The following is a 23256-nucleotide window of genomic DNA, read 5'->3' on the forward strand; positions in this document are numbered from 1 at the left end:
GACTATACGGTAGAGGATAACGATGGTAACATCTCAACAGTAGCTACTATAACGGTAACTGTAACAGAATGTCCAAATGGAACAGATAGTGATGGCGATGGCTTAACGGATTGTGAGGAAACAACAGGAATAGACGATCCAAGTACCCCACTAGATCCAGCAGGAATAACAAGTGATCCTAACAATTCATGTGATCCAATCGCAACAAGTCCATTAACGGATTCAGATGGCGATGGTTTAACAGATTGTGAGGAGTCAACAGGTCTTGATAACCCTAACACGCCTCTAGATCCGGCAGGAACAATAAGCGATCCTAACGACCCTTGTACGCCATTTACAGATGCAGGAGGTTGTACACCAATGGCAGAAAATGATGATGCTATTACAAGTGTAGATACAGATGTAAGCATTGACCTGACTGATAATGATAGCGATCCAAACGGAACTATTGATGATACCACTGTAGATTTAGACCCTGCAACACCAGGTCAACAATCAACGTTTACGGTGCCAGGAGAAGGAACTTATACAGATAATGGAGATGGAACAATAACATTTGTACCAGAACCAGGTTTCACAGGAACTTCAATAGTCACTTATACAGTAAATGACGATGATGGTAACCCAACAAATGAAGCTACCATAACTGTAACGGTTCAAGATAATCCAATAGCTCAAGATGATGTTAGCGAGGATAACGCACCAGATACAGCAGTTACGCTAAACGTAATTGCAGATAACGGAAACGGTGAGGATAGTGACTCAGATGGTATATTAGATCCATCAACAGTTACCATCACAACATCAGGAGCGACTGATACTACAGTCGATGGTGATAATGATACCTTAGTCGTAGCAGGAGAAGGAACTTGGACACTTGATGAGGGAGGAAACTTAACCTTTACTCCAGAGTCAGGATTTACAGGAAGCCCAACACCTATTACGTATACTGTAGAAGATAATGAAGGTAATGTGTCTAATGAAGCCACAGTAACTGTTACTTATTTAGAGGTTAATAACATTGCACCTATAGCAGAGAATGATGAAGATTTAGCTAACACACCTGGATCAACGGTTATCATTAATGTAACTGAAGATAACGGGAATGGGGCAGATTCAGATGAGGATGGATCAATAAGCGTTACTACGGTTAGCATTACAACACCAGGAGCAACTGATACAACAGGCGACGGTGATAATGATACCTTAGTAGTGGCTGGTGAAGGAACATGGACATTAGACGAAGGAGGAAACTTAAGCTTTACTCCCGAGCCAGGATTTACAGGTAACCCTGCTGCTATTTCATATACCGTAGAGGACAACCATGGTAATGTTTCTAATGAAGCAACAGTAACAATAGAATATTCATTATGTCCAAATGCGACGGATACCGATAATGATGGTTTAACAGACTGTGAGGAAACTACAGGAATTGATGACCCAAGTACACCATTAAGTCCTGAAGGTAAAACTAGTGATCCAAACGACACTTGCGATCCAATTACAACAGGTTGTTTAGCTTTAGTGGAAGTAACCAAAACGGCTAATGTTTTAAATAGGTCATTAGGAGGAGAAATAATATATACTATTGTGGTTCAAAATACAGGAGATATATTGTTAACAGATATTACACTAGTAGATACTTTCCTTAACTTTAGAGAAGAAGCCATTTCATTAACCGAAGAGCCAACATTTGAAAGTGCAGATCAAGGAAGTGAAGAAGGTACATTACTTGCTGGTGAGTCCGCAACGTATATTGCTAGTTTCACTATCAATCAGGATGCCATAGATTCAGGAGGAGTTAGTAACAGTGTATTTGTTTCTGCTTCAACAAAATCATCAGGTATTGTAACAGATGATAGTGATGATGGTAATGATTCAGATGGAAACTCAGAGGACGATTCAACAGATACAGAATTAGATTGTTTAACTGTATTTAATGAGTTTTCACCTAATGGTGATGGAGAAGGAGATACTTTAGTTATTAAGTGCATTGATAATTATCCAAATAATAAATTAGAAGTGTATAACCGTTGGGGTAATATAGTTTATGAGAAGAAGGGATATTCTAGTAGCGATGCATGGGATGGAACATCCAATGGAAGAGCTACGGTTAATGCTTCTGAAGAATTACCAGTAGGTACCTATTATTACGTATTAGACAAGGGAGACGGCACAGAGCCGCTAGTAGGATGGTTATATATAAACAGATAATATTAAGTAAACGACTAAAAAAAGATTGAAAAAATGATAAAAAAATCGTCATTAATAAAAGGTTTAATTTTAGTAGTGTTTACTGCACTATTAAGTTTAGATATACAAGCACAGCAGGACCCTCAGTTTACCCACTATATGTATAACACCATGAGCGTAAACCCTGCTTATGCGGGACAAAGACGCGTGTTAAGTGCTACAGCTTTATACAGAACACAATGGGTAGGTCTAGATGGAGCTCCAAAAACCGTAACTTTTGGAATTCATTCTCCATTAAGAAACGAAAAAATTGGTATAGGTTTAAACATTGTTAGCGACCAAATAGGACCTGCAGAAGAAACTAGTATAGATGCTAATCTGTCGTATTCCTTACCGGTAAATGATAAAGATTTAAAGCTGTCTTTCGGGGTAAAAGGAGGTATACATATCCTTGATACAGATTGGAGTAAAGGGCGTTATCAAGATACAGATCCTTTATTTCAAGAAAATGTAAACCTGATATCACCAACTATTGGAGCAGGTTTATATTTGCACTCAGAAAAAGGGTATTTAGGTGTATCGGTTCCTAATATTATTAGTACAGAACACTATGATGATTTTGAAGAATCTATAGCAACAGAGCGTTTACACTATTTTTTAATTGGTGGATATGTATTTAATGTGAGCGATAATACAAAGTTAAAGCCAGCCTTTTTAGTTAAAGGTGTATCTGGAGCACCAATTATAGCAGATCTATCAGTAAATGCCTTGTTTAACGAGAAATTTACTTTAGGGTTAGCTTACCGTTGGGATGATGCTGTTAGTGGTTTAATAGGTTTTCAAGTAAGCCCAGAAATATTTTTAGGGTACTCTTACGATGCAACAACCACCGGATTAAATAATTATAATAGTGGGTCGCATGAAATTATGCTAAGATTTGAATTGCAAGAAATAGCTAAAATTTTATCACCAAGATTCTTCTAAAAAAAAACTACAGACATGAAAAAACAGATATACATACTTTCTATATTAAGTGCTTTGGTTTTTAATTGTGCTTTTGCTCAAAAAGTAAAATCTGCAAGAAAGGCTATAAAAAAATATGAGCATCTTGCTTATGTAGATTCTAGAAATCAACTTTTAAAATTAGCAAACCAAGATGATGTTTCACCAGAAGTTATAGAAAAGCTAGCCAATTCATTTTATTTTAATAACGAAATGGAAGATGCCGTAGTTTGGTATGATAAACTAATGGCCTATAATTTACCAACAGATCCGGAAAATTATTATAGATATGCACAAGCTTTAAGGGCTGTTGAAAAGTATAAGGAATCGGATAGAGTATTAAAAAGTTTTGGCGCCATTCGATCGGAAGATTCAAGAGTTTTACAATTTTTGAAAAAGCCGGAATATGTTAAGGCGATTAATGAAATATCAGATGATTACGAATTAGTTAATTTGGATATTAATACAGCATATTCAGATTTTGGAACATCAACATATAATGGCCATTTAATTTTCGCTTCTTCTAGGGATCAAGACGAGAAGATTTACAAATGGAATAATCAGCCGTTTTTAGATCTATTTGAATTAAATGATAACGGTACTGTTTCAGAAGTAAATGGAGATGTAAACACGAAATATCACGAATCTTCTACTTCATTCACAAAAGATGGTAAAACAGCTTACTTTACGAGAAATAATTTTCATAAAGGCAAGTTTAAAAAGAATGCTAACGATATTCATGGTTTAAAAATTTATAAAGCGACTTTGGTTGACAGTGTATGGACAAACATTGTATCTATGCCTTTTAATGATGATCAATATAATGTAGCTCATCCTGCGCTAAGTCCAGACGAGAAGCAGTTATATTTTGCCTCTGATATGTTTGGTACTCAAGGAGCATCGGATATTTTTGTTGTAGATATTAATGACGATGGAACTTACGGAGTACCAAGAAACTTAGGACCTAAAATCAATACAGAAGGTAGAGAGAATTTTCCTTTTGTTAGCGACAATGGAACCTTATATTTTTCTTCCGATGGGCATCTTGGTTTAGGAGGTTTAGACGTTTTTAAAATTGCTATCGAAGATATTAACGATGATTCTTCTATGATTCAAAACATGGGCGGACCTATTAACAGTCCTAAAGATGACTTTGGCTTCATTATAAATGATGAAACAAATAAAGGTTTTATTTCATCAAATAGAGAAGGAGGTAAGGGCGATGATGATATTTACAGCTTTGAGAAACCATCTTGTTCTAGAGATGTAGCTGGAACCGTAGTTAATAAAAGAACACAAATGATAATTCCGGATGCCGATGTATTTGTATACGATTCTAACAGAAACTTACTTCAATCTTTTAAAAGTGATGCTTCAGGTAAATTTAGTTTTGGTTTAGATTGTAAAGAAAGAACCTATTTAATAGAAGCCAAAAAGGATAAGTTTAAAGAGGATTTTATAGATTTTACTGTTAAACCAGGGCAAAAGGCAGAATTAGAACTGGAATTAAAACTAGACCCTGCTGCGGCTACAATTGGTACAGATTTAGCTCTATTACTAGGTTTAAACCCTATTTATTTCGACTACGACAAATCTTATATTCGTCCTGATGCAGAACTAGAATTGGCTAAAGTTATAAAATACATGAAGGAGTATCCTAACGTAAAAATAGATGTACGCTCTCATACCGATTCTAGAGGTAAAGATGCTTATAATTGGGCGTTGTCTAATAGAAGAAACAAATCGACAAGAGCTTATATAATTGAAAAAGGAGGTATATCTGCTAGCAGACTTACAGGACAGGGCTATGGCGAAACCCGATTAGTAAACCACTGTAATAACAGTGTTAAATGTTCCAAAAAAGAACATCAAGATAATAGACGTAGTGAGTTTATTGTAGTTTCAAATTAAACACAGTAAATAACCTTTATAGAAAGCATCTAAATTTATTTAGATGCTTTTTTCTTTTATCAAGATTTAACAAGTAATAATTTTGTTTGTATTTTTGTTTTCTATGGAGGAAGAAAAAGTAATACTTGTAAATGAGCAAGATCAACAAATAGGGTTAATGCCAAAAATGGAAGCTCATGAAAAAGCCGTTTTACATCGTGCGTTTTCAGTTTTTATTTTTAATGATAAAAATGAGCTTATGCTGCAACAAAGAGCATTAAATAAGTATCATTCTCCAGGACTTTGGACTAATACCTGTTGTAGTCACCAAAGAAATGGCGAAAGCAATATAGAGGCTGGTAAAAGACGCTTACAAGAGGAAATGGGCTTTGTGGTTAATTTAAAAGAATCTATCTCTTTTATATATAAAGCACCATTTGATAATGGCTTAACAGAACACGAGTACGACCATGTGTTATTAGGCCACTATAACGACGAACCAGTGCTAAACCCAGATGAAGCAGCGAGTTGGAAATGGATGGCTCTAGAGGATGTTAAAGCGGATATAGCTGTAAACCCAAAAGCTTATACGGAATGGTTTAAAGTTATTTTTGATAAATTTTACGAACATATAAATATAACCTCTTAATGAAAGTTACTGTTAGTAGGAAGGCACATTTTAACGCAGCCCATCGATTGTACAGAAAAGATTGGAGTTTCGAAAAAAATGACGATATGTTCGGGAAGTGTAATAACCCCAATTTTCATGGTCATAATTACGAACTTATTGTAAGCGTAACTGGCCATATAGATAAAGAAACTGGGTATGTAATAGATATGAAGGTTTTAAAGGATATCATAAAAACCAATGTTGAGGATGCCTTTGATCATAAAAACTTAAATGTGGAAGTTCCAGAATTTAAAGATTTAAACCCTACAGCCGAAAATATAGCTGTGGTTATTTATAATAAAATAAAGCCCGAATTAAAGGATGATTTAAGCCTAGAAATAACGCTTTACGAAACGCCTAGAAATTTTGTTTCATATTCTGGAAATTAAAATGATTTATTAACGAAGCATGAAAAAGAGAATTCTTATTTTTGCTGAAATATTAAAAAGAGAATACAATGGCAAATGTTAGAAATTTAAAAAAAGATATAAATTACGTTTTAGGAGATATTATTGAAGCGGTTTACGTTTGGGAATACTCAAATACAGATAAAGACACAAAATCAAGCGAAGCTATTATAGATGAGGCTATCGCAACTTTTGATGCCCTAATAGTTAAGGTAAATGAAAAAGATGTTGAAAATCCTAAAGCACATTTTAAAGCAATTAATGCAGAACTTGAAAGTAAAGGAAGGGAATTAATTGAAAAAATTAATAAACTTGGATAAAATTTTTAATGGAGTGCTTGCAAATTTAAAATTTGCGTTTATATTTGCACCCGTTAAATCGCCGATGTAGCTCAGCTGGCTAGAGCAGCTGATTTGTAATCAGCAGGTCGTGGGTTCGAGTCCCTCCATCGGCTCAAAAAAAAGCTTTCCAATTAGGAAAGCTTTTTTTATTCTTGTTGTTTTTCTGTTTAATACACTTAATTACTTTTTTCAGCCGCTTTTATACCTAAAATAAAGGCATCTAATTCCTTACCGTATTTAGAAGATTTAACTTTTGTTGTTAAGGATTGATTAATGGTATCTAACAAATCTACTCTTGCGTTATATAGTTCCGTTAGCGCTATGTAAGGTGCTACTTCACTATCTTTATTATTCAGAGCAAAATTAACGGTGTATAAATATTTGCGTTTAAGGCTACTTTTGGCTTCTTTATTTAATTTATTAAGTTTTGCAGTATCATTTGCTTGTTGAGCTTCAAATTGCTCCTTAATAACCTCTAAATTTCTATTATTCATTTTAGAAATAAGACTTTTATAATCTTCCATGATTTTTTGTTGTTGAGATCCTTTAATATTAGCATCAAAAGCAAAATTTTGTAGTGTAGTATTTATTTCTGTTGTGCCTTTGTTGGCAAAAAAAGCTATTCGGTCTGATTCTTTTTTGCTTTTCTTTAAATATAGATAGAATACCTCGGGTTCTTCTAATTTACTAGTTAGTTCTATTTTCGTATTACCATTTACTGCTATAGAATCAACGGTAACTAAAACTGTGTCTTTTATTTTTTTTAGGTACAAACTACCTTTTTTTAATCCTTTTACGTTTACTAGTACAGTTAAATCACTTTGTTTCTTCCCGCAGGATATAAATAAAAGCGTTAATGCGATCATGTATAATTTTCTCATTATTATTTTAATTAAGTTAACAAAGGCAAATATCAAACAATTTAATGGCTTTTTTAGTTTCGTTTTATTAAAATACTTTGTTAAATAATTCATAAAACAGTTCTGTTTTTAAATTTGGCACGGCGATTGTAATATACTAATCGTAATTACAGTTGTAACAAATGTTTATTGAGTGGTTACTTTAAACATAAGATTTGTAATTCATATTTTGGTTGGTTAGTTAGAAAAAAGCATCCTATTTTAGGATGCTTTTTTATTATTTACCTTTATTTATGAATCTTGAAATGAAATTTAGAGTTGTTTTTCATCGGTAAAACACGTTATTTAATCTTTAAATGTTAAAATTTTATGTATTTGGTCGTTTTTTAATGTTTTTAATCGATTTTATTTATTTAATAATTATATATTTGAATCGTACTAAATAACACACTTTTTAGTTCAATGGATTAATTAATTAATATTTGCATTATGTTGATAAATTTGGAAACCCTAAATCTAGATTCATAATATAAAAAAGCAAATTGAAAGAAAACCGAGTTTGAGGGAACTCGGTTTTTTTATGCAATAATTCGAAATGTTAAATTAATTCGTTTTTCAGTAATTTTTTTAGTTTTTGGTATCTGGTGTAGCCAATTGTCTTGAGTAGAACCTTGCATTAATAGTAGGCTACCATGTTGTAAATTTAGTTTTGCTTTAAGCGATTTATCTCCCTTGTGTTTTAAATTAAAAACGCGTTCGGCACCAAAAGACACCGAAGCTATAATAGGGTTTTTACCTAAGTCCTTTTCATTATCGGCATGCCAACCGTTACTATCATTGCCATCTCTGTATAAATTAGCTAAACAACTTGTAAATTTTACTTTTAAATGTGATTCAATTTTACTCTTAATGAGTAATAAATCATCATTAAAAGGATGTGGTTGCATAGTTATATTACTGTATTTGTAAGTGTTTGTGTTACTGGCGTAAAAACAGGTTAAACGAGGTTGTAAATGTGTTTTTCCGTAAATTGTTATTGAATCTTGTTGCCACTTAACACCATTTAAAAGGTTTTTAAAAAATTAGTGGCTTCACTATTATTGAAAAACTCCGGGTAATAGGTTATTTCGGCATCTTTCAGATTTAAATTTATATCACTTTTAAAAAGCATATTCTTTTATTTTCTAAATTAGCATAATTCAAAATTAAAATGAAGTATACCTTAGTTTTTTTATTCTGCCTTATTTTTCAAAATGTGTTTTCGCAACTACCTGAAGGTTTTGTGTATGTTAAGGATGTAATTCCTGATTTAGATGTCGAGTTACGCTATTTTACCTCTAATAATTTTGTGGGTAAACCAATTAATAGTTACCAATCGAACAATCTTATACTAACGGAACAAACGGCAAAGGCTTTAAAAAAGGTACAGGAAGCATTGCAAGAACAAAATTTATGTTTAATGATTTATGATGGTTACAGACCTCAAGAGGCGGTTAATCATTTTATAAGTTGGGCTAGAGACTTAAATGATACCGTAATGAAACCTCAATTTTATCCAGAGGTTAAAAAACGTAATTTATTTAAATCTGGATATATATCTTCTAGATCTGGGCATAGTAGAGGAAGTACGGTCGATTTAACAATAATTGATGGAAATACGGGAATACCTTTAGATATGGGAAGTCCATTTGATTTTTTTGGGGAAGAATCTTGGGTGGCCTATCCAGAACTTACAGACACTCAAAAAACTAACCGACAATTATTACAAACGGTTATGTTGAAATATAATTTTAGAAATTACTCTAAAGAATGGTGGCACTTTACTTTACGATGGGAGCCATTTCCTAAAACGTATTTTGATTTTCCGGTGGAATAGTTTTAGTGTATAATACTATTAATACCAGCGTTTCTTTTTCTTTTTGGAGGCTTCACTTTTACGTCCTTTTCTGTGTTTACTGCCTGTTTTATTGGAGGTATGTACAATTGGTTTTGCTTTAGGATCTAATGGGTACGGATGGTCTTCAATAACATCTAATTGTAGGCTAATTAGTTGTTGTATGGCTTTTATGTAGTTTTTCTCATCTGCCGAACAAAATGAATGTGCTATACCTGTGTTTCCTGCTCTAGCAGTTCTACCAATGCGGTGTACATAGGTTTCTGGAACATTTGGTAAATCGAAATTTATAACCGCATCTAATTCGTTTATATCAATACCACGTGCAGCCACATCGGTTGCAATTAATATGTTAACCTCGCCTTTTTTAAATTGGGTTAAGGCATCTTGTCTTGCAGTTTGACTTTTATCACCATGAATACTATCGGCTTTATAATTGTTTTTTATAAGCGTTTTTTCAAGTTTATCTACACCATATTTTGTGCGTCTAAAAATGATGATATTTCCTTTAATTGTGTTTCGTAATAAATGTAAACACAGTTCGATTTTTTTAGGTTTAGGCACAAAGTATAATAACTGAGCCACATTTTTTGATGTTGAAGAATTTTGAGCAACCTCTACGCGCTCCGGATTGTTTAAAATAGAATTCGCTAATTGTTCTACTTTATGCGGAATAGTTGCCGAAAACAATAGGATTTGTTTTTCTCGAGTACATAAACGTTCTATTTTTCTAACATCGTCAATAAAGCCCATGTCTAGCATTAAATCGGCTTCATCTAGAACTAAAGTTTCAACGTAATCTAAATTAATACTGTCTTGTTTATGTAAATCGAGTAAACGACCTGGAGTGGCAATTAAAATATCTACACCTTTTTTTAAAACTTCTTTTTGGGGTTCTATTGATGCGCCACCAAAAATTACCGTGGTTCTTAAATTGGTATATGCGCTATAAGTTTTAAAGTTATCTTCAATTTGAATGGCTAATTCTCGCGTAGGACTAACAATTAAAGCTTTAATGGTTTTACCTTTTTTAGGAGCATCTTGCTGGTCTAATAAAGATTGTAAAATAGGCAGTGCAAAAGCAGCCGTTTTTCCTGTTCCGGTTTGTGCAGAAACAATAACATCCTTATGCTCCAAAACAAGAGGAATGGTTTTTTCTTGCACTAAAGTTGGGTTATCGTAACCAGCTTCTGCAACGGCACGTAAAATAGGTTTGCTAATTTTTAAATCTTTAAAAGACATCTGTAATAGTTTGTTGCAAAGATATAACAAACCAAACCAAACCAAAGCTACTTTAAAAACTGTTTCAGTTTATCTCTTTTTTGTTTTGGTAGGGCATCATTGGTTAGTATACATTCAATATGCGCCTTGTTTTTTTCTTTGCTGTATAATAAATTAAAGAACTGATGTGTAGTTAAACTGTTTTTAGCCTTATCAATTAATTCAAAAGTATCGCCTGCTTTAACAGAGCCTGATTCTAAAACACGAATATATGTACCCGGAAAACCATGATTAATAAATTGTTTCAGGATGTTTTGATTGCCAAATTTAACACCCAATTTAAAACAAGGTTCTCTAGGTTGTGTAATTTGAATAAGCGCTCCACCTAATTTATAAATATCTCCAATATGGATTTCCTTTTCATTTAAACCAGAAACGGTTAGATTTTCACCTAGCATACCATAATTCCAATCTAAATTAGGATACAAGTTTTTCCAATACTCATAATGATCTTCAGAAAATAAATAGCAGGCCTTAAACTCGCCACCATGATGTTTTCTATCTGTTACCTCGTCGCCTTCAACGTCTGTAGTTCCAAGAAAAATAGGTTGATTGGTAGGTGTTTTATAGATGCCAGTAACTACTTCTTTCCCATTCCAGATAATGGTTGTTGGTTTTGCTATGTTGGTGGCAGTTATTTTCATTTACGCTTTATTAAAAAGGGTTTTAATTTCAGGTTTCGAAAGTTCTATTAGAGTAAAAATACCTAAAACGATACCTAGAATGCCAGTAAGACAATTTACTACGGCTATTACAAATATAAAATTATAGTTTTTTAGGTTTTTAATATATTTTGAAGCCAATAAAGTTAATACACCAATGGTGATACAAAATAATAGACCAATACCTCCAATTATAGCGAAAATCCAGCCAAAATTAAAAGGGAGTTCTGTGTTAGTATCGCTATTTTCAGCCATCGCGCCAATTAGGAACCCCAAACAACCGTAAATAATAAATACAATTGAAAAACATAATGTTAGAATGCCCTTTACAAGGTATAAAATCCTGAAGGTATTTAAGTTGTTTTTTGCAGCTTCCATTTAAGCGGTTTTCTTATTGATTAGTTAAGTGATTGTTACTATTTTTAATTCGACAGTTTACTTCCTCAAATTCATAATCCGTTCCAACAGTGTAGGATGCGAATAATGCATAAATACATAAGCCGGATGTGGTGTTAAATTACTCAAACTATTTTTAGATAGTTTTTTAAGCGAGGTAATTAGTGGTTCGCCTTTATAGGTGTTTTTAGCATAATCATCGGCTTGGTATTCAAATTTTCTAGAAAACAGATTCATTATTAATCCTGTAATTTCAGAAATAGGCGCGTATAGTAATCCAAAAGCAATTAAACCAATGTGAAAACTAGGCGTTGTAACACCTAAAGCTTGCGATAATATAAGATTTGAAATAAATAAGGATAATATAAAAAGTGTAAATCCTGTTAATAGAATGGATGCAAATAGGTTAAAAATAATATGTTTTCTTTTATAGTGTCCAACTTCGTGAGCCAATACAGCTACAATTTCTTCATCATCCAAATCATGTATTAATGTGTCGTAAAGAGTTACGCGTTTTTCACTTCCAAAACCAGAAAAATAGGCATTAGCTTTTGTACTTCGTTTGGAGCCATCAATTACAAAGATTTTATCTAGCTTAAAACCAACTGTTTTAGCATATGCCGAAATTTTATCCCGCAATGTTCCTTCTTCTAAAGGGGTTTGTTTATTAAAAAGGGGCACAATAAGTTTAGAGTAAAACATATTCATAAACAACGTAAAAACAGATACTAATGCCCAAGCGTACAACCAAAAATGCTGTCCGGTAGCCTCATAAAACCAAATTATTAAGGCTAAAATACCGCCTCCTATAATAGCCATCATGAGCCATCCTTTTATTTTGTCGAGAAAAAAGGTTTTTACGGTTGTTTTATTAAATCCAAATTTTTCTTCAATTACAAAAGTGCTGTAATACGAAAAGGGCGTGGTTAAAATATCGCTGCCAATCATAATAACACCAAAGAAAATAAGCGCAACTATAATGGAGTTTTCGCTATAGGTTCTTGCAATATTATCGACAACCTCAAAACCACTAAACCATAAAAAGCCAAGCGTTAAAATAAACGAAAAGGTAGATGTTAATAAGCCAAATTTATATTTGGTTGCTTTATAGTTTTGCGATTTTTTATATGCTACGTCATCATAAACATCTTGCAACTCCTCGGGAAGCGAATCGTTATAGTGCTTTGCGTTTAAGGCATCTAAAATTTTATCGATAATAAAACTTAGAATAATAATTATTAAAATGATGTAAAATAGGTTTTTGGCATCCATAAATATTATTCTAAGTTTTAAAAATTTTAATTATTTAACTAAGAGCTTTTTTGTGATTCCTCCTTTATTGGTAGTTATTTTTAAAATATAAACTCCGGTAGAAAACGTGTTTAAGTTATATGAACTTAAATCCTTAGTATTAGGCGTTAGTTTTTGCTGTTGACCTAAAATAGAATACGCCGAAACATTTGTAATTACCAAATCGGCTGATTTTTTTATGTTAAGCTGTTTGTTTTGGGAGGTATAAACGCTTATGGCATTTTCTAGGTTAATGGCTTGTGTTGATAAAGGGAGACCTTCATAAACTTGAACATCGTCAATTAACACTTTATACTCAGAGCTAAATTCTGCCGGTATAACGCGTATAGTGGCTTCAAAATCAGTTTTCGTTTCGGTTGGTGTATATTGTGTTGTAACGGTGTTCCAATTGTTATCCTGAATATTTATGCCATGAAGAAAAGGATTTGTTGACGAATAGAAACTAAATTCTATATTATCATTGGCATCAAATTCGGTTCCTAAATATTTGTAGCTATACGATACGGTGTAGGTTTTACCAGCTTCAAGAGGAATATCGGCTAATGTAAATAGCATTAAATCACTAAATCCAGCAGTAAACTCCACACTGCTTGTGCCTTCTACGAAATCTGTGGTGTTTTGGTTAAAAGTACCAAAGTCACTAGAAGAAGACCATCTGTTTGGCGTACTATTAGGGTTTGGGTAATCTTCAAAACCTCCATTGGTAACTAAATTAGGGTTTTGGGCATAGCTAAAAAACGTAAAAGTTAAAAAAATAACGAGTAATTTTCCTTTCATATGTAATAGTTTTAAGGGATTAATTACCTGTAAAAATAATTAAAAATCTTGTTTTAAAATAATGAGAGAAATTTATTGTTACTTATAAGAAATTGTAGCTTTTTGGTTGCGGTTCTTTTTGTTATAAGCTTTGTTATATAAGAATTATGAAAACTTTCTTTGTCTTTTAGCTTCAAAAATTAAAATTCCAGCGGCAACCGAAACATTCATAGAATCTATCTCACCTTGCATTGGTATTATAATGTTTTTAGTAGCATGATTGCGCCATTCGTCACTTAAACCCGTAGCCTCGGTACCCACAACTATTGCGGTGGGTTTCGTGTAATCTTGGGTGTGGTAGGCCACCGATTCTTGTAAAATAGCACTATAAATATTAATCTTATTCGTTTTTAAAAAGGTAATAATCTCGGTGGTTGTTCCAGTAGCTATTTGGTTAGTAAATACGCAGCCAACGCTAGAACGTATAATGTTTGGGTTGTATAAATCGGTTTTTGGGTTGGCAATAATTACAGCATCTACATGCGCTGCATCTGCCGTTCTTAAAATAGCGCCAATATTACCAGGTTTTTCGGGTGCTTCGGCAACTAATATTAAAGGATTATCGTTTTTAAACCTTAAATTAGATAGCTTGTTTTCTTTGGCTTTTGCAACAGCTAGCAAACCTTCGGTGGTCGATCTATAAGCTAATTTTTCATAAACGTCCTTCGATACAGCAATGGGGTTTACTGTTTCGGGAATAAGACCATCAAGTGATTCAGCAGGAAATAAATCAGGATAAAACAAAACAGTTTCTACTTCATAACCACCTTTAATGGCTAATGTAACTTCACGAATACCTTCTATTAAAAACGTGCCTGTTTTTTTACGTTCGCGCGACTTGTCTTTTAATTGAACAAGTTGTCGAATTAGTGAGTTTTGTGCGCTTGTTATTTCTTTCATAATAGTAAGACAAAAGTAATCGTTTTTATTGTAATGATATTCCCTTAACTTCGTCAAAGCTTAAAATCTAAAAAACAAAATGAAAAAAATCATCCTCTTAGCACTTACAGTGTCAATATTCGCTTGTAAAAACAAAACCGCAACACCTGTTGTAGATTACACCGAAGAAACTCTTGATGTTACCACAAGTATATACCCAGAAAATATTACCAAAGTTTTTGAAGCTCATGGAGGTTTAGATAAATGGAATGCCATGAAAACTTTAGCGTTTACTATGGAAAAGCCAGATGGTATGGAAGTAACCACCACGAATTTAAAAAACAGAAAGGCTTTAATTGATACCCCAGATCATGTTATTGGTTACAATGGCGAAGATGTGTGGTTGCTAAATAAGAGTGATAAACCTTATAAGGGCAAACCTAAGTTTTACTATAACCTAATGTTTTATTTTTATGCGATGCCGTTTATTTTGGCCGATGATGGTATAAATTATGAAGATGCAGAACCATTAGTGGTTGATGATGTGGTTTACCCAGGAATTAAAATTTCTTACGAAAACGGTGTTGGCGAATCTTCAGACGATGAATACGTGCTGTATTACAACCCAGAAACTTATAAGATGGAATGGTTAGGCTATACGGTAACCTATTTTTCTAAAGAAAAAGGAAGCGAACTTCATTTTAGACGCTACAACAAGTGGCAAGAGGTAAATGGATTATTATTGCCAGAAACTATGGTGGGGTATAATTACGAAAACAATAAGCCAACTACAGCAAAAGGAGAAACTAAGTTTATAAACATTAAAGTAGACACAGAGCCTCTTGACGATGCCGATTTTGAAGCACCAGCTGGTGCACAAATAGTAAATTAAGGCACCAATAAACCTTTTGGTCCAATGGCTAAATTATTGCCATCACCAGGAAATTTATGTGCAATTTTCAGTAACTCTTTACTTAAATAAATTTTTTCTGAGGTCGAAAAAGCAAAATTTCTGTTTATATGTCGCCCATCGACTTTAGTAAAGTTGGTGGTTAGCGCATTATTTATGTCAAATAAAGAAAAGGAGTCTTTATTCAAACTTGTGTTTTGGGTAAAGGCTTTTTTAATATTAGGGTATTTTAGCAAAATTAATGGCGGAAGTTAAGTCTCATCGTTATTAATTTGCTGTGCAAATGTTTGGTTACACAAAAAAAGAGCAAAAACAATTAATACTGTTTTCATAACTTAAAATCTTTAAGAGTAACTAAAAATACACTTTTTTAAAATGGAAACGAAAAAATAGACTAAGTATTTTCAAGTCAAAACATTAACTATAAATTATACTGCCAAATTATTTAAAAACAGCCTATTCCGGCGTGTTTTCAAGGTAGTTAACAATTAGGGCCACCACATAATTATAGCTTTGCATGCCTTTGCTTTGTCTGTTAGCCTTCAAAAAATTACCATAAAAACTTTTAAAATAAGGCTCTACAGGGTTTTTATGGGCTTCCCAAAAATCTCTAACTTCTTTATAATTTTTTAAAATCCCTGTATTTACACTACAAATAATGTCTTCATAAAGTGCCTCATCACGTCTGTAAATCTCATTTAGGCAAAAGCGCAGCGCAAAGGTGTAGCCCGAATATTTAAAATAAATATTGTCATGGTTTGTGGTAGCCATAAAAGCAATAAAATTAGCCTCGTTTTCGGCAGCAAAACCTAATTGATGTGCAACTTCATGCGCCGAAGTAGTCGAAAATTTAAACACCGGAATCAAGCCATCCACTTGCGCCTCGTTGGTTAACGGATTTAGATAGCCGCTAAAACCCATATACGTTAGCGGGTAGCTATAAATCGATTTTTTTAAACTTGTAGGGCTGTAATTTAATTCTGGAAACTGCTTTTTTAAATTAGCATAACCGGCAGGCACCATCTCAAAAATGGCAGATTTACTTAGCTTTATTTCAGCTTTTAAAGTGTCGTTTTTAGTAATTTTAAAATGCAAAGCATTCGCCTTTTCAATAAGCGATTTTGTAACCTTTGCCAATTGTTCGGTGGTGTAATCATGCTCTAAATTCAAACTTTTATGCAAGGGCAATCGGTAGTAATTTAAACCCCAAAATAAATGGAATGCCATATATACAAAGGCTACGGCAGCAAAAACATCAATCAAATAATTTTTGGTGTCCTGTCGTAAACGTTTTCGGTTTTTGTAAAACCATCGCAGCATATAAATGCCAGCAAAAGTATATAGCAAATCGCCAAACGAAAACGGCAACCAACCCAAAGTAAACCTAAATATTTTAGAAATTACAGGATACAAACCAGCGCTATAATACCGCTCTACAACATCAGGATAGTTACCCGCGAGTTTTACCAATAAAACTTGCGGAATCAACGACAATGCAATTAGTGTTTTTTTCTGTTTCAGCATCTTCCAAAAATAATAAAAATTTGTACCCTAGCGCAGTGGTTTGTCTATTAAGGTTTCTTCCTGCTTTACGTTATATCTTTCTGCGAAGCAGTCTCTAATATGTTTCAGGATATCTTCAAGTATATTCAATATATGCGAAGGTATGGTGTTTTAAAATAATGTCGCAGAAAGGATGCCACTTCAATCAGGAGTAGCTGCCAATTTAGGGCGTATTTGGTTAAAAGCCTTAAAACATTATCCCTTATATTCGAAAATTAAAGTTTTAATTATAATTAAGTAAAACTATACGCGTATAAGCTTAATTATCAATCCTTAAATATTATTGTATCTTGCAGTCGTAAATTTTAATCTCTCATACAGCCTTATTAATAGTCATGTTACTTTATAAAAGTGATTTTTTAAATATTTTCTTCGAAGAAGAGCAGGACCTATATGTTCAAAAATGGTCTAATAAGGCTATTGGTTTAGATCAGTTTAAAATCGAAATGCTAAATTTTGTGTCCGTTTATAAAAAGCATCAACCAAAGTATGCTTTATGGCTACAAAAAGAGTTTTCTTTAATTATAGATAAGGAGGCTTACGGTTGGATAGAAGAACATGTAAATAGAAAATGCTTTAAAGATGGAAACGAAAAATGCGCATTTGTAGTTGGTAAAGATGTTTTTTCTCATGTTACCATTGTAGATTCTTTTAATGAATCTGAAAACTACATTTCTATAAAACATTTTTTAACCGAAAAAGAGGCCAGAAGTTGGCTGTTTCAAGAAAAAGAGGAGAGAAGTAAAGTATTAAAGCCTAAAGTTGTATTTCAAAAAGTAGACGAAAAAGGAGATTTAGTATTTAAAATAGAAAATAGTAAAAACGCTGTCGATGAGGCATTAATGTTGTTTATGGACGATGTAGGTTTACAACAATTTTCTAAGCAAAACTTACCCAAATTGCTATCTTTAACAAAACGCGAAAAACAAGTATTCGAGTTAATTGCCGATGGTAAAACCGGAGTGCAAGTCGCCGAAATTCTATTTATATCAAAAAACACATCGCGTACACATTGGCGTAATATTAAAGTGAAACTGGCTATTAAGTCTTCAAAAGACGTTCAAATGTATCATAAAATTTATAAGCTTAATAAATTATAGTTTTAACTCAATTTTAATTTTTGGGGTTATAAGGAATGTGTTTTTTGGAGTATATTTATACCAATTTTATATATAAAACATGAGCCAAGAAATAAGAGCACTAAAACCACAAGCCATTTGGAATAAATTTGCCGATTTAAACGCCGTACCACGGCCTTCAAAAAAAGAAGAACGCGTTATTGCTTTCATGAAAGATTTTGGTAAAAACCTAGGTCTAGAAACTATTGAAGATAAGGTAGGAAACGTTATTATAAAAAAGCCAGCAACCTCAGGAATGGAAGATCGAGTTACCGTGGTTATGCAATCGCATTTAGATATGGTGCACCAAAAAAATGGCGATACTGTTTTCGATTTTGATACCCAAGGTATCGAGATGTTTGTTGAGGGCGATTGGGTAAAAGCCAAAGGCACAACACTTGGCGCCGACAATGGTTTAGGGGTTGCCACAATTATGGCAATTTTAGAAAGTACAGATATTCCGCATCCAGCAATTGAAGCCTTATTTACTATCGATGAAGAAACAGGAATGACGGGTGCCATGGGATTAAAAGGTGGTTTACTAACTGGTGGTATTTTATTAAACCTAGATACCGAAGAAGATGATGAAATAGGAGTAGGATGCGCAGGAGGCATAGATGTAACTGCAACAAGAACTTACGAAGAAGAAGAAACACCAGAATTTAAAATAGGCTATAAAGTTTCTGTAAAAGGATTACAAGGCGGACATTCGGGAATGCAAATTCACGAAGGTTTAGGAAACGCCAATAAAATAATGAACCGTGTGCTTTTTGATGGTTTTGAAAACTTTGGGCTACGAATTTCAGAAATTGATGGCGGTAGTTTACGTAACGCAATTCCTAGAGAAAGTAATGCCATAGTTGCTATTGATGCTATACACGAAGATGCTTTTTTATTAGAAATAGCCTTACTATCTACAACCATAAAAAAGGAGTTAAAAACCATGGAACCTGATTTAGAAATTACTATTTCTAAAACAGATACGCCGGCTAAAATCATGGATTTAGGTGTGCAAGAAGGGTTAACAAGGGCCTTGTATGCCGCCCATAATGGCGTGTATAGAATGAGTCCCGATATTCCAGATTTGGTAGAAACCTCAAACAACGTAGCACGTGTAATTGTAAAAGATGGACACATTAAAATTGGCTGTTTAACGCGATCTTCGGTAGAGAGTTCTAAAGTCGATTTAGCTAATACATTACGTTCTACTTTCGAGCTTACGGGTTGCGAAGTGGAATGTTCTGGCGATTATCCAGGATGGGCACCAAATATGGATTCGCCAATTTTAAAAGTTATGGAAAAAATCTATGAAGATTTAAATGGCGAGAAACCTCATGTTGCAGCATGTCATGCAGGTTTAGAGTGCGGTATTCTTGGGCAAAATTATCCAGAAATGGATATGATTAGTTTTGGTCCAAACATTAAAGGCGCACACTCACCAGACGAACGAGCTCAAATATCATCCGTTCAAAAATATTGGAAGTTTGTTTTAGAAATTTTAAAACAAATTCCTAAAAAATAAGGACGCCGTTTTTTGGTTAATATCTTTTATTAAATTTCACAAAATCAACGACTTAAATTAAGTGTTTTAGTTTTGTTAAAGACTACCTTTGCGCAAAATTAGTAGATTACTATTTTTTTTTAATTTAATAAAAGATAAAATTATGAATGCAATATTCACAGATGTTAGTTTTCAAAACATGACGGATGTAGCTAATAGATATGGTATAAGTGTTAATGCGGTTACAGATTTAACTTATAACCTTATGGCTAGTAATGGCTCCATGGCACAATTTAATATTCCGGAATTAGGCGGAGGTGGTCAATGGATGCAGGGCGGAATGACCATGGTAGGCGATATGTTTAATTATCAACTAAAAGCTACTGTAGATGGCCTTTGTATCGAATTATCAAATTTAATTCACCAAGGTGCTATTCAATACAAACCATTACCAAAACCTAAAAGCCATAATCAAAATGGTTTTCAAAATGGTGTAAGTGGCAATTGGTGGGGCGATTTAGGCTTTCCTAATTCTACCGGAAGTCAAAACAATACAAGCTACGCTATTTTTAATAATATAAGACGCTTAGCTATACAACAAAATGGAAAAGTAACAGTTTTTGATACCTTAGATAACCAAATAGGAGGTGTGGGCCAACAACAGGGTGGAAATTATTCTGTATCCTTTACAAGTCAATATGGTAACGTAGACTTAAATACCTTACCAATTGTTTCAGGAGGGCAAGAGGTACCTAAGCCTGTGCAAGAACAACAGCACGTGGATAACGCTATAAATATTCAACAACAACCTGCATTTGTAGAGCCAGCTATGGAACCTCTTCAAACGAAAGTAAATAATACAGCTTTTGAAGAAGATATTTTTGTTAAGATAGAAAAGTTAGCAGCCTTAAAGGATAAATCTATTTTATCGGTTGAAGAATTCGAAAATAAAAAAGCAGAATTGTTAAGTCGTTTATAAATCGAATTAAACGATAGTAAAAAAGCTCAATAAATTAAGTTGTAATCTTATTTATTGAGCTTTTTTTATTCTTAAATCTAAATAAAAAGAGTTATTGGCAACTCTTAAGATATATTTTTTAATGCTTCAATAATCTCATCTGGTTCAGAGCGTGTTCTGTAATCAACATTAACATAATTCCAGGTAACAACACCTTCAGAATTTAATACAAATGTAGCTGGAATAGGTAATATACTGCCGTTACCATTATTTATTTGGTCTAAATCCAGGTTTCTGTCTGCTCGCATATGTTCCATTAAAAACTCTGGTACCTCCCAAGCAACTCCGTATTGTTGTGCTACTTTGGCATCTTGATCGGACAATACAATAAATTCCATTTCACTAATTTCACTTTTTGTCAACGATCCGTCGGGTACTTGCGGACTTATAGCAACTAAGGTTGCACCTAATGCGTGGATTTCGCTTAGTTTTGCTTGTAAAGCTCTAAGTTGTAAGTTACAATAAGGACACCAGTCGCCACGATAAAACGTAACAACAACAGGGCCTTGCTGTAATAAATCTTTTAATAACACAGGTTTTCCTTCCTGGTTAGGGAGTTCAAAATTTGGAGCTTTTTGCCCAATTTTAATAGCATCGCTTCCTTGTTGGAAAGCTTTTGCTTTACTAATAATATCATCAACGCCTTTCATGAACTCAGGTTTTGCTTTTCTTCCTGCTTCAATTTTGGCATCGGTTTGTGCTTTTAATTTTGTCATTGTCTTTTTAATTGTTATCCTTATTAGGTACAGGGTCGTAACCAGAGCCACCCCAAGGATGACAGCTAAAAATACGCTTTATAGCTAACCAACCGCCTTTAAATAAACCATGCTTTTGCAAGGCTTCTTTAGTGTAATGCGAACATGTTGGATTGTATCTACACGTAGCAGGTGTTAATGGCGATATAAAAGTTTGGTATACTTTTATAATAAACAAAAACGGTGCTATAAGTAGTTTTTTCAAAATATGTTTTTGTAATTCTCTTTAAGGAAAGAGTCTTTTTAAACGTTATTGAATATTTGTTAATTCCTTCAGGAACAACAATACCGTTTAGTTTACACTAAACGTCGTACCATCTTTTCCGTCTTTAAGCTGAATACCAACTTCTGCTAATTCATCACGAATTTTATCAGACATTGCAAAATCTTTATTAGCTCTAGCATCTTGTCTTAATCGTATTAAAACGTCAACAGCACCTGAAAGTTTATCGGTTCCAGAATCGCTTTTTGTAGCATTTTCAAGACCTAGAACATCAAAAACAAAACTATTAATCGTTTCTTTTAATAGGTTTAAATCTTCAGTAGATAATGTTGCTTGACCTTCTTTTATTTGGTTTATGTATTTAGCAGCTTCAAATAAATGCGCGATTAAAATTGGTGAGTTAAAATCATCGTTCATCGCATCATAACATTTCTGTTTCCATGCCGGAATATCTATTGAAGATGTTGCAGATGCTTTTAAACCATCTAATAGGTTTACGGCATCCATTAATCTATAAAAGCCTTTTTCGCTGGCTAATAAACCATCGTCGGTTAAATCTAAAACACTACGGTAAGAGGATTGTGCAACAAAAAAGCGAATAACACTTGGGCTATATGCTTTACTAAAAAACGCGTTGTTTCCAGATAATAATTCATCTGGATTAACGGTGTTTCCTGTAGATTTAGACATGCGTTGTCCGTTTAACTCTAGCATATTGGCATGCATCCAATAGTTAACAGGGCTAACGCCAAGGGCTGCTTCGTTTTGTGCAATTTCACACTCGTGATGCGGGAATTTTAAATCCATTCCACCACCATGAATATCAAATTGATCGCCTAGGTATTTAGTGCTCATAGCAGTACACTCTAAGTGCCAACCAGGAAAACCATCACTCCAAGGCGAAGGCCAACGCATGATGTGCTGAGGTTCGGCTTTTTTCCAAAGGGCAAAATCTTGCGGATTCTTTTTATCGCCTTGTCCGTCGAGTGTTCTTGTATTGTGAATTAAATCGTCTAGCTTACGCTTGCTTAATTTTCCGTAATCGTTAGTTTCATTAAACTTGTGCACATCAAAATATACAGAACCATTAACTTCATAGGCAAATCCGTTATCAATAATTTTACTTATTAACTCAATTTGCTCAATAATATGTCCGGTTGCAGTAGGCTCTATACTTGGCGGTAAAAAATTAAAAGTTCTTAAAACATTATGAAAATCTACAGTGTAACGCTGTACTACTTCCATAGGTTCAATTTGTTCTAAACGCGCTTTTTTAGTGATTTTGTCTTCACCTGCATCAGCATCATTTTCTAAATGGCCAGCATCAGTAATATTTCTAACGTATCTTACTTTATAATCTAGGTGTTTTAGGTATCTAAAAACCATATCAAATGACATAAAGGTTCTTACATTTCCTAGGTGTACGTTGCTATAAACGGTAGGACCGCAAACATACATACCAATATGACCTTCGTTAATGGGTTTAAATATTTCTTTTTTACCAGTAAGTGAGTTGTATAATTTAATCTGTTGTTCTTTGTAAAGCGGCATCACTATTATTTGTTA

24 protein-coding genes and 1 tRNA gene are annotated in these 23256 nt (G+C 33.5%); 12 read left to right on the plus strand and 13 right to left on the minus strand.

Going from position 1 to position 23256, the window contains the following annotated elements:
• The 7 genes from BMY96_RS12695 to BMY96_RS12725 form a co-directional block, all read left to right on the plus strand.
• The coding region (locus BMY96_RS12695; protein WP_139205257.1) for a T9SS type B sorting domain-containing protein at positions 1 to 2214 on the plus strand (2214 nt) is incomplete at its 5' end.
• A 33-nt stretch (positions 2215 to 2247) separates the two neighbouring features.
• Entirely contained in the window at positions 2248 to 3177 is a 930-nt protein-coding gene (locus BMY96_RS12700) for a PorP/SprF family type IX secretion system membrane protein (RefSeq protein ID WP_092852766.1), read from the plus strand.
• Between the two features lie 15 nt (positions 3178 to 3192).
• Positions 3193 to 5106 carry an OmpA family protein gene (locus BMY96_RS12705; protein ID WP_092852768.1) on the plus strand — a complete coding sequence of 638 codons (1914 nt, stop codon included), beginning with the start codon at positions 3193 to 3195 and terminating at the stop codon, positions 5104 to 5106.
• 103 nt (positions 5107 to 5209) lie between these two features.
• A complete protein-coding gene (idi, locus tag BMY96_RS12710; protein WP_092852770.1) occupies positions 5210 to 5734 on the plus strand; it encodes an isopentenyl-diphosphate Delta-isomerase in 525 nt (174 codons plus the stop codon).
• The gene (locus BMY96_RS12715) at positions 5734 to 6144 is read left to right on the plus strand and encodes a 6-pyruvoyl trahydropterin synthase family protein (RefSeq protein ID WP_092852772.1); all 411 of its coding nucleotides are present in this window, start codon (positions 5734 to 5736) and stop codon (positions 6142 to 6144) included. Before idi ends, BMY96_RS12715 begins: the two co-directional genes overlap by 1 nt.
• Before the next feature lie 68 nt (positions 6145 to 6212).
• A complete protein-coding gene (locus tag BMY96_RS12720) occupies positions 6213 to 6482 on the plus strand; it encodes a hypothetical protein (RefSeq protein WP_092852774.1) in 270 nt (89 codons plus the stop codon).
• Between the two features lie 60 nt (positions 6483 to 6542).
• Positions 6543 to 6616, plus strand: a tRNA-Thr gene (locus BMY96_RS12725).
• A gap of 63 nt (positions 6617 to 6679) precedes the next feature.
• Here BMY96_RS12725 and BMY96_RS12730 read toward each other — a convergent pair.
• Positions 6680 to 7384 (minus strand): DUF4369 domain-containing protein, encoded by a 705-nt coding sequence (locus BMY96_RS12730; protein ID WP_092853085.1) that lies wholly within the window; start codon positions 7382 to 7384, stop codon positions 6680 to 6682.
• A gap of 557 nt (positions 7385 to 7941) precedes the next feature.
• Entirely contained in the window at positions 7942 to 8400 is a 459-nt protein-coding gene (locus tag BMY96_RS12735) for an alpha-ketoglutarate-dependent dioxygenase AlkB family protein (protein WP_349267213.1), read from the minus strand.
• A gap of 173 nt (positions 8401 to 8573) precedes the next feature.
• On the opposite strand from BMY96_RS12735, the gene BMY96_RS12740 reads away from it, so the two are divergent.
• Positions 8574 to 9239, plus strand: coding sequence for a M15 family metallopeptidase (locus BMY96_RS12740; protein WP_092852776.1), 666 nt, complete (start codon positions 8574 to 8576; stop codon positions 9237 to 9239).
• 18 nt (positions 9240 to 9257) lie between these two features.
• Here the strand turns inward: BMY96_RS12740 and BMY96_RS12745 are convergent, their stop codons facing one another.
• From BMY96_RS12745 to BMY96_RS12770, 6 genes are all read right to left on the minus strand, one after another.
• Positions 9258 to 10499 (minus strand): DEAD/DEAH box helicase, encoded by a 1242-nt coding sequence (locus BMY96_RS12745; protein WP_092852778.1) that lies wholly within the window; start codon positions 10497 to 10499, stop codon positions 9258 to 9260.
• Positions 10500 to 10546: 47 nt separating this feature from the next.
• Complete coding sequence (locus tag BMY96_RS12750; protein ID WP_092852780.1) at positions 10547 to 11182, minus strand: MOSC domain-containing protein; 636 nt, start codon at positions 11180 to 11182, stop codon at positions 10547 to 10549.
• Positions 11183 to 11455 (minus strand): hypothetical protein, encoded by a 273-nt coding sequence (locus BMY96_RS12755; RefSeq protein WP_245750647.1) that lies wholly within the window; start codon positions 11453 to 11455, stop codon positions 11183 to 11185.
• Positions 11456 to 11635: 180 nt separating this feature from the next.
• Positions 11636 to 12868, minus strand: a complete 1233-nt coding sequence (locus tag BMY96_RS12760; protein ID WP_092852784.1) for a M48 family metallopeptidase — start codon at positions 12866 to 12868, stop codon at positions 11636 to 11638.
• 30 nt (positions 12869 to 12898) lie between these two features.
• Positions 12899 to 13684: a T9SS type A sorting domain-containing protein gene (locus tag BMY96_RS12765; protein ID WP_092852786.1), complete on the minus strand. Its 786-nt coding sequence runs from the start codon at positions 13682 to 13684 to the stop codon at positions 12899 to 12901.
• 144 nt (positions 13685 to 13828) lie between these two features.
• Positions 13829 to 14623 carry a TrmH family RNA methyltransferase gene (locus tag BMY96_RS12770; RefSeq protein WP_092852788.1) on the minus strand — a complete coding sequence of 265 codons (795 nt, stop codon included), beginning with the start codon at positions 14621 to 14623 and terminating at the stop codon, positions 13829 to 13831.
• A gap of 79 nt (positions 14624 to 14702) precedes the next feature.
• Between BMY96_RS12770 and BMY96_RS12775 the strand changes: the two genes are divergently transcribed.
• Positions 14703 to 15494 carry a DUF6503 family protein gene (locus BMY96_RS12775; RefSeq protein WP_092852790.1) on the plus strand — a complete coding sequence of 264 codons (792 nt, stop codon included), beginning with the start codon at positions 14703 to 14705 and terminating at the stop codon, positions 15492 to 15494.
• Here BMY96_RS12775 and BMY96_RS12780 read toward each other — a convergent pair.
• Complete coding sequence (locus tag BMY96_RS12780) at positions 15491 to 15700, minus strand: hypothetical protein (protein ID WP_139205258.1); 210 nt, start codon at positions 15698 to 15700, stop codon at positions 15491 to 15493. The genes BMY96_RS12775 and BMY96_RS12780 overlap by 4 nt on opposite strands.
• A gap of 268 nt (positions 15701 to 15968) precedes the next feature.
• Positions 15969 to 17036 (minus strand): DUF3810 domain-containing protein, encoded by a 1068-nt coding sequence (locus tag BMY96_RS12785; protein WP_092852794.1) that lies wholly within the window; start codon positions 17034 to 17036, stop codon positions 15969 to 15971.
• Positions 17037 to 17410: 374 nt separating this feature from the next.
• Between BMY96_RS12785 and BMY96_RS12790 the strand changes: the two genes are divergently transcribed.
• The 3 genes from BMY96_RS12790 (at position 17411) to BMY96_RS12800 (ending at position 20673) form a co-directional block, all read left to right on the plus strand.
• Positions 17411 to 18175: a helix-turn-helix domain-containing protein gene (locus tag BMY96_RS12790; protein ID WP_092852796.1), complete on the plus strand. Its 765-nt coding sequence runs from the start codon at positions 17411 to 17413 to the stop codon at positions 18173 to 18175.
• Positions 18176 to 18254: 79 nt separating this feature from the next.
• Complete coding sequence (locus tag BMY96_RS12795) at positions 18255 to 19715, plus strand: aminoacyl-histidine dipeptidase (RefSeq protein WP_092852798.1); 1461 nt, start codon at positions 18255 to 18257, stop codon at positions 19713 to 19715.
• Positions 19716 to 19857: 142 nt separating this feature from the next.
• Complete coding sequence (locus BMY96_RS12800) at positions 19858 to 20673, plus strand: SHOCT domain-containing protein (RefSeq protein ID WP_092852800.1); 816 nt, start codon at positions 19858 to 19860, stop codon at positions 20671 to 20673.
• A 104-nt stretch (positions 20674 to 20777) separates the two neighbouring features.
• Here BMY96_RS12800 and BMY96_RS12805 read toward each other — a convergent pair whose 3' ends face one another.
• The 3 genes from BMY96_RS12805 to cysS form a co-directional block, all read right to left on the minus strand.
• The gene (locus tag BMY96_RS12805; RefSeq protein ID WP_092852802.1) at positions 20778 to 21428 is read right to left on the minus strand and encodes a peroxiredoxin-like family protein; all 651 of its coding nucleotides are present in this window, start codon (positions 21426 to 21428) and stop codon (positions 20778 to 20780) included.
• A 7-nt stretch (positions 21429 to 21435) separates the two neighbouring features.
• Positions 21436 to 21675 (minus strand): membrane protein insertion efficiency factor YidD, encoded by a 240-nt coding sequence (yidD, locus tag BMY96_RS12810; RefSeq protein ID WP_092852804.1) that lies wholly within the window; start codon positions 21673 to 21675, stop codon positions 21436 to 21438.
• An 84-nt stretch (positions 21676 to 21759) separates the two neighbouring features.
• Positions 21760 to 23241 (minus strand): cysteine--tRNA ligase, encoded by a 1482-nt coding sequence (gene cysS / locus BMY96_RS12815; protein WP_092852806.1) that lies wholly within the window; start codon positions 23239 to 23241, stop codon positions 21760 to 21762.
• Between the last annotated feature and the right edge of the window lie 15 nt (positions 23242 to 23256).

Origin of the sequence: Algibacter pectinivorans, assembly GCF_900112595.1 — a bacterium.
GTDB lineage: Bacteria > Bacteroidota > Bacteroidia > Flavobacteriales > Flavobacteriaceae > Algibacter_B > Algibacter_B pectinivorans.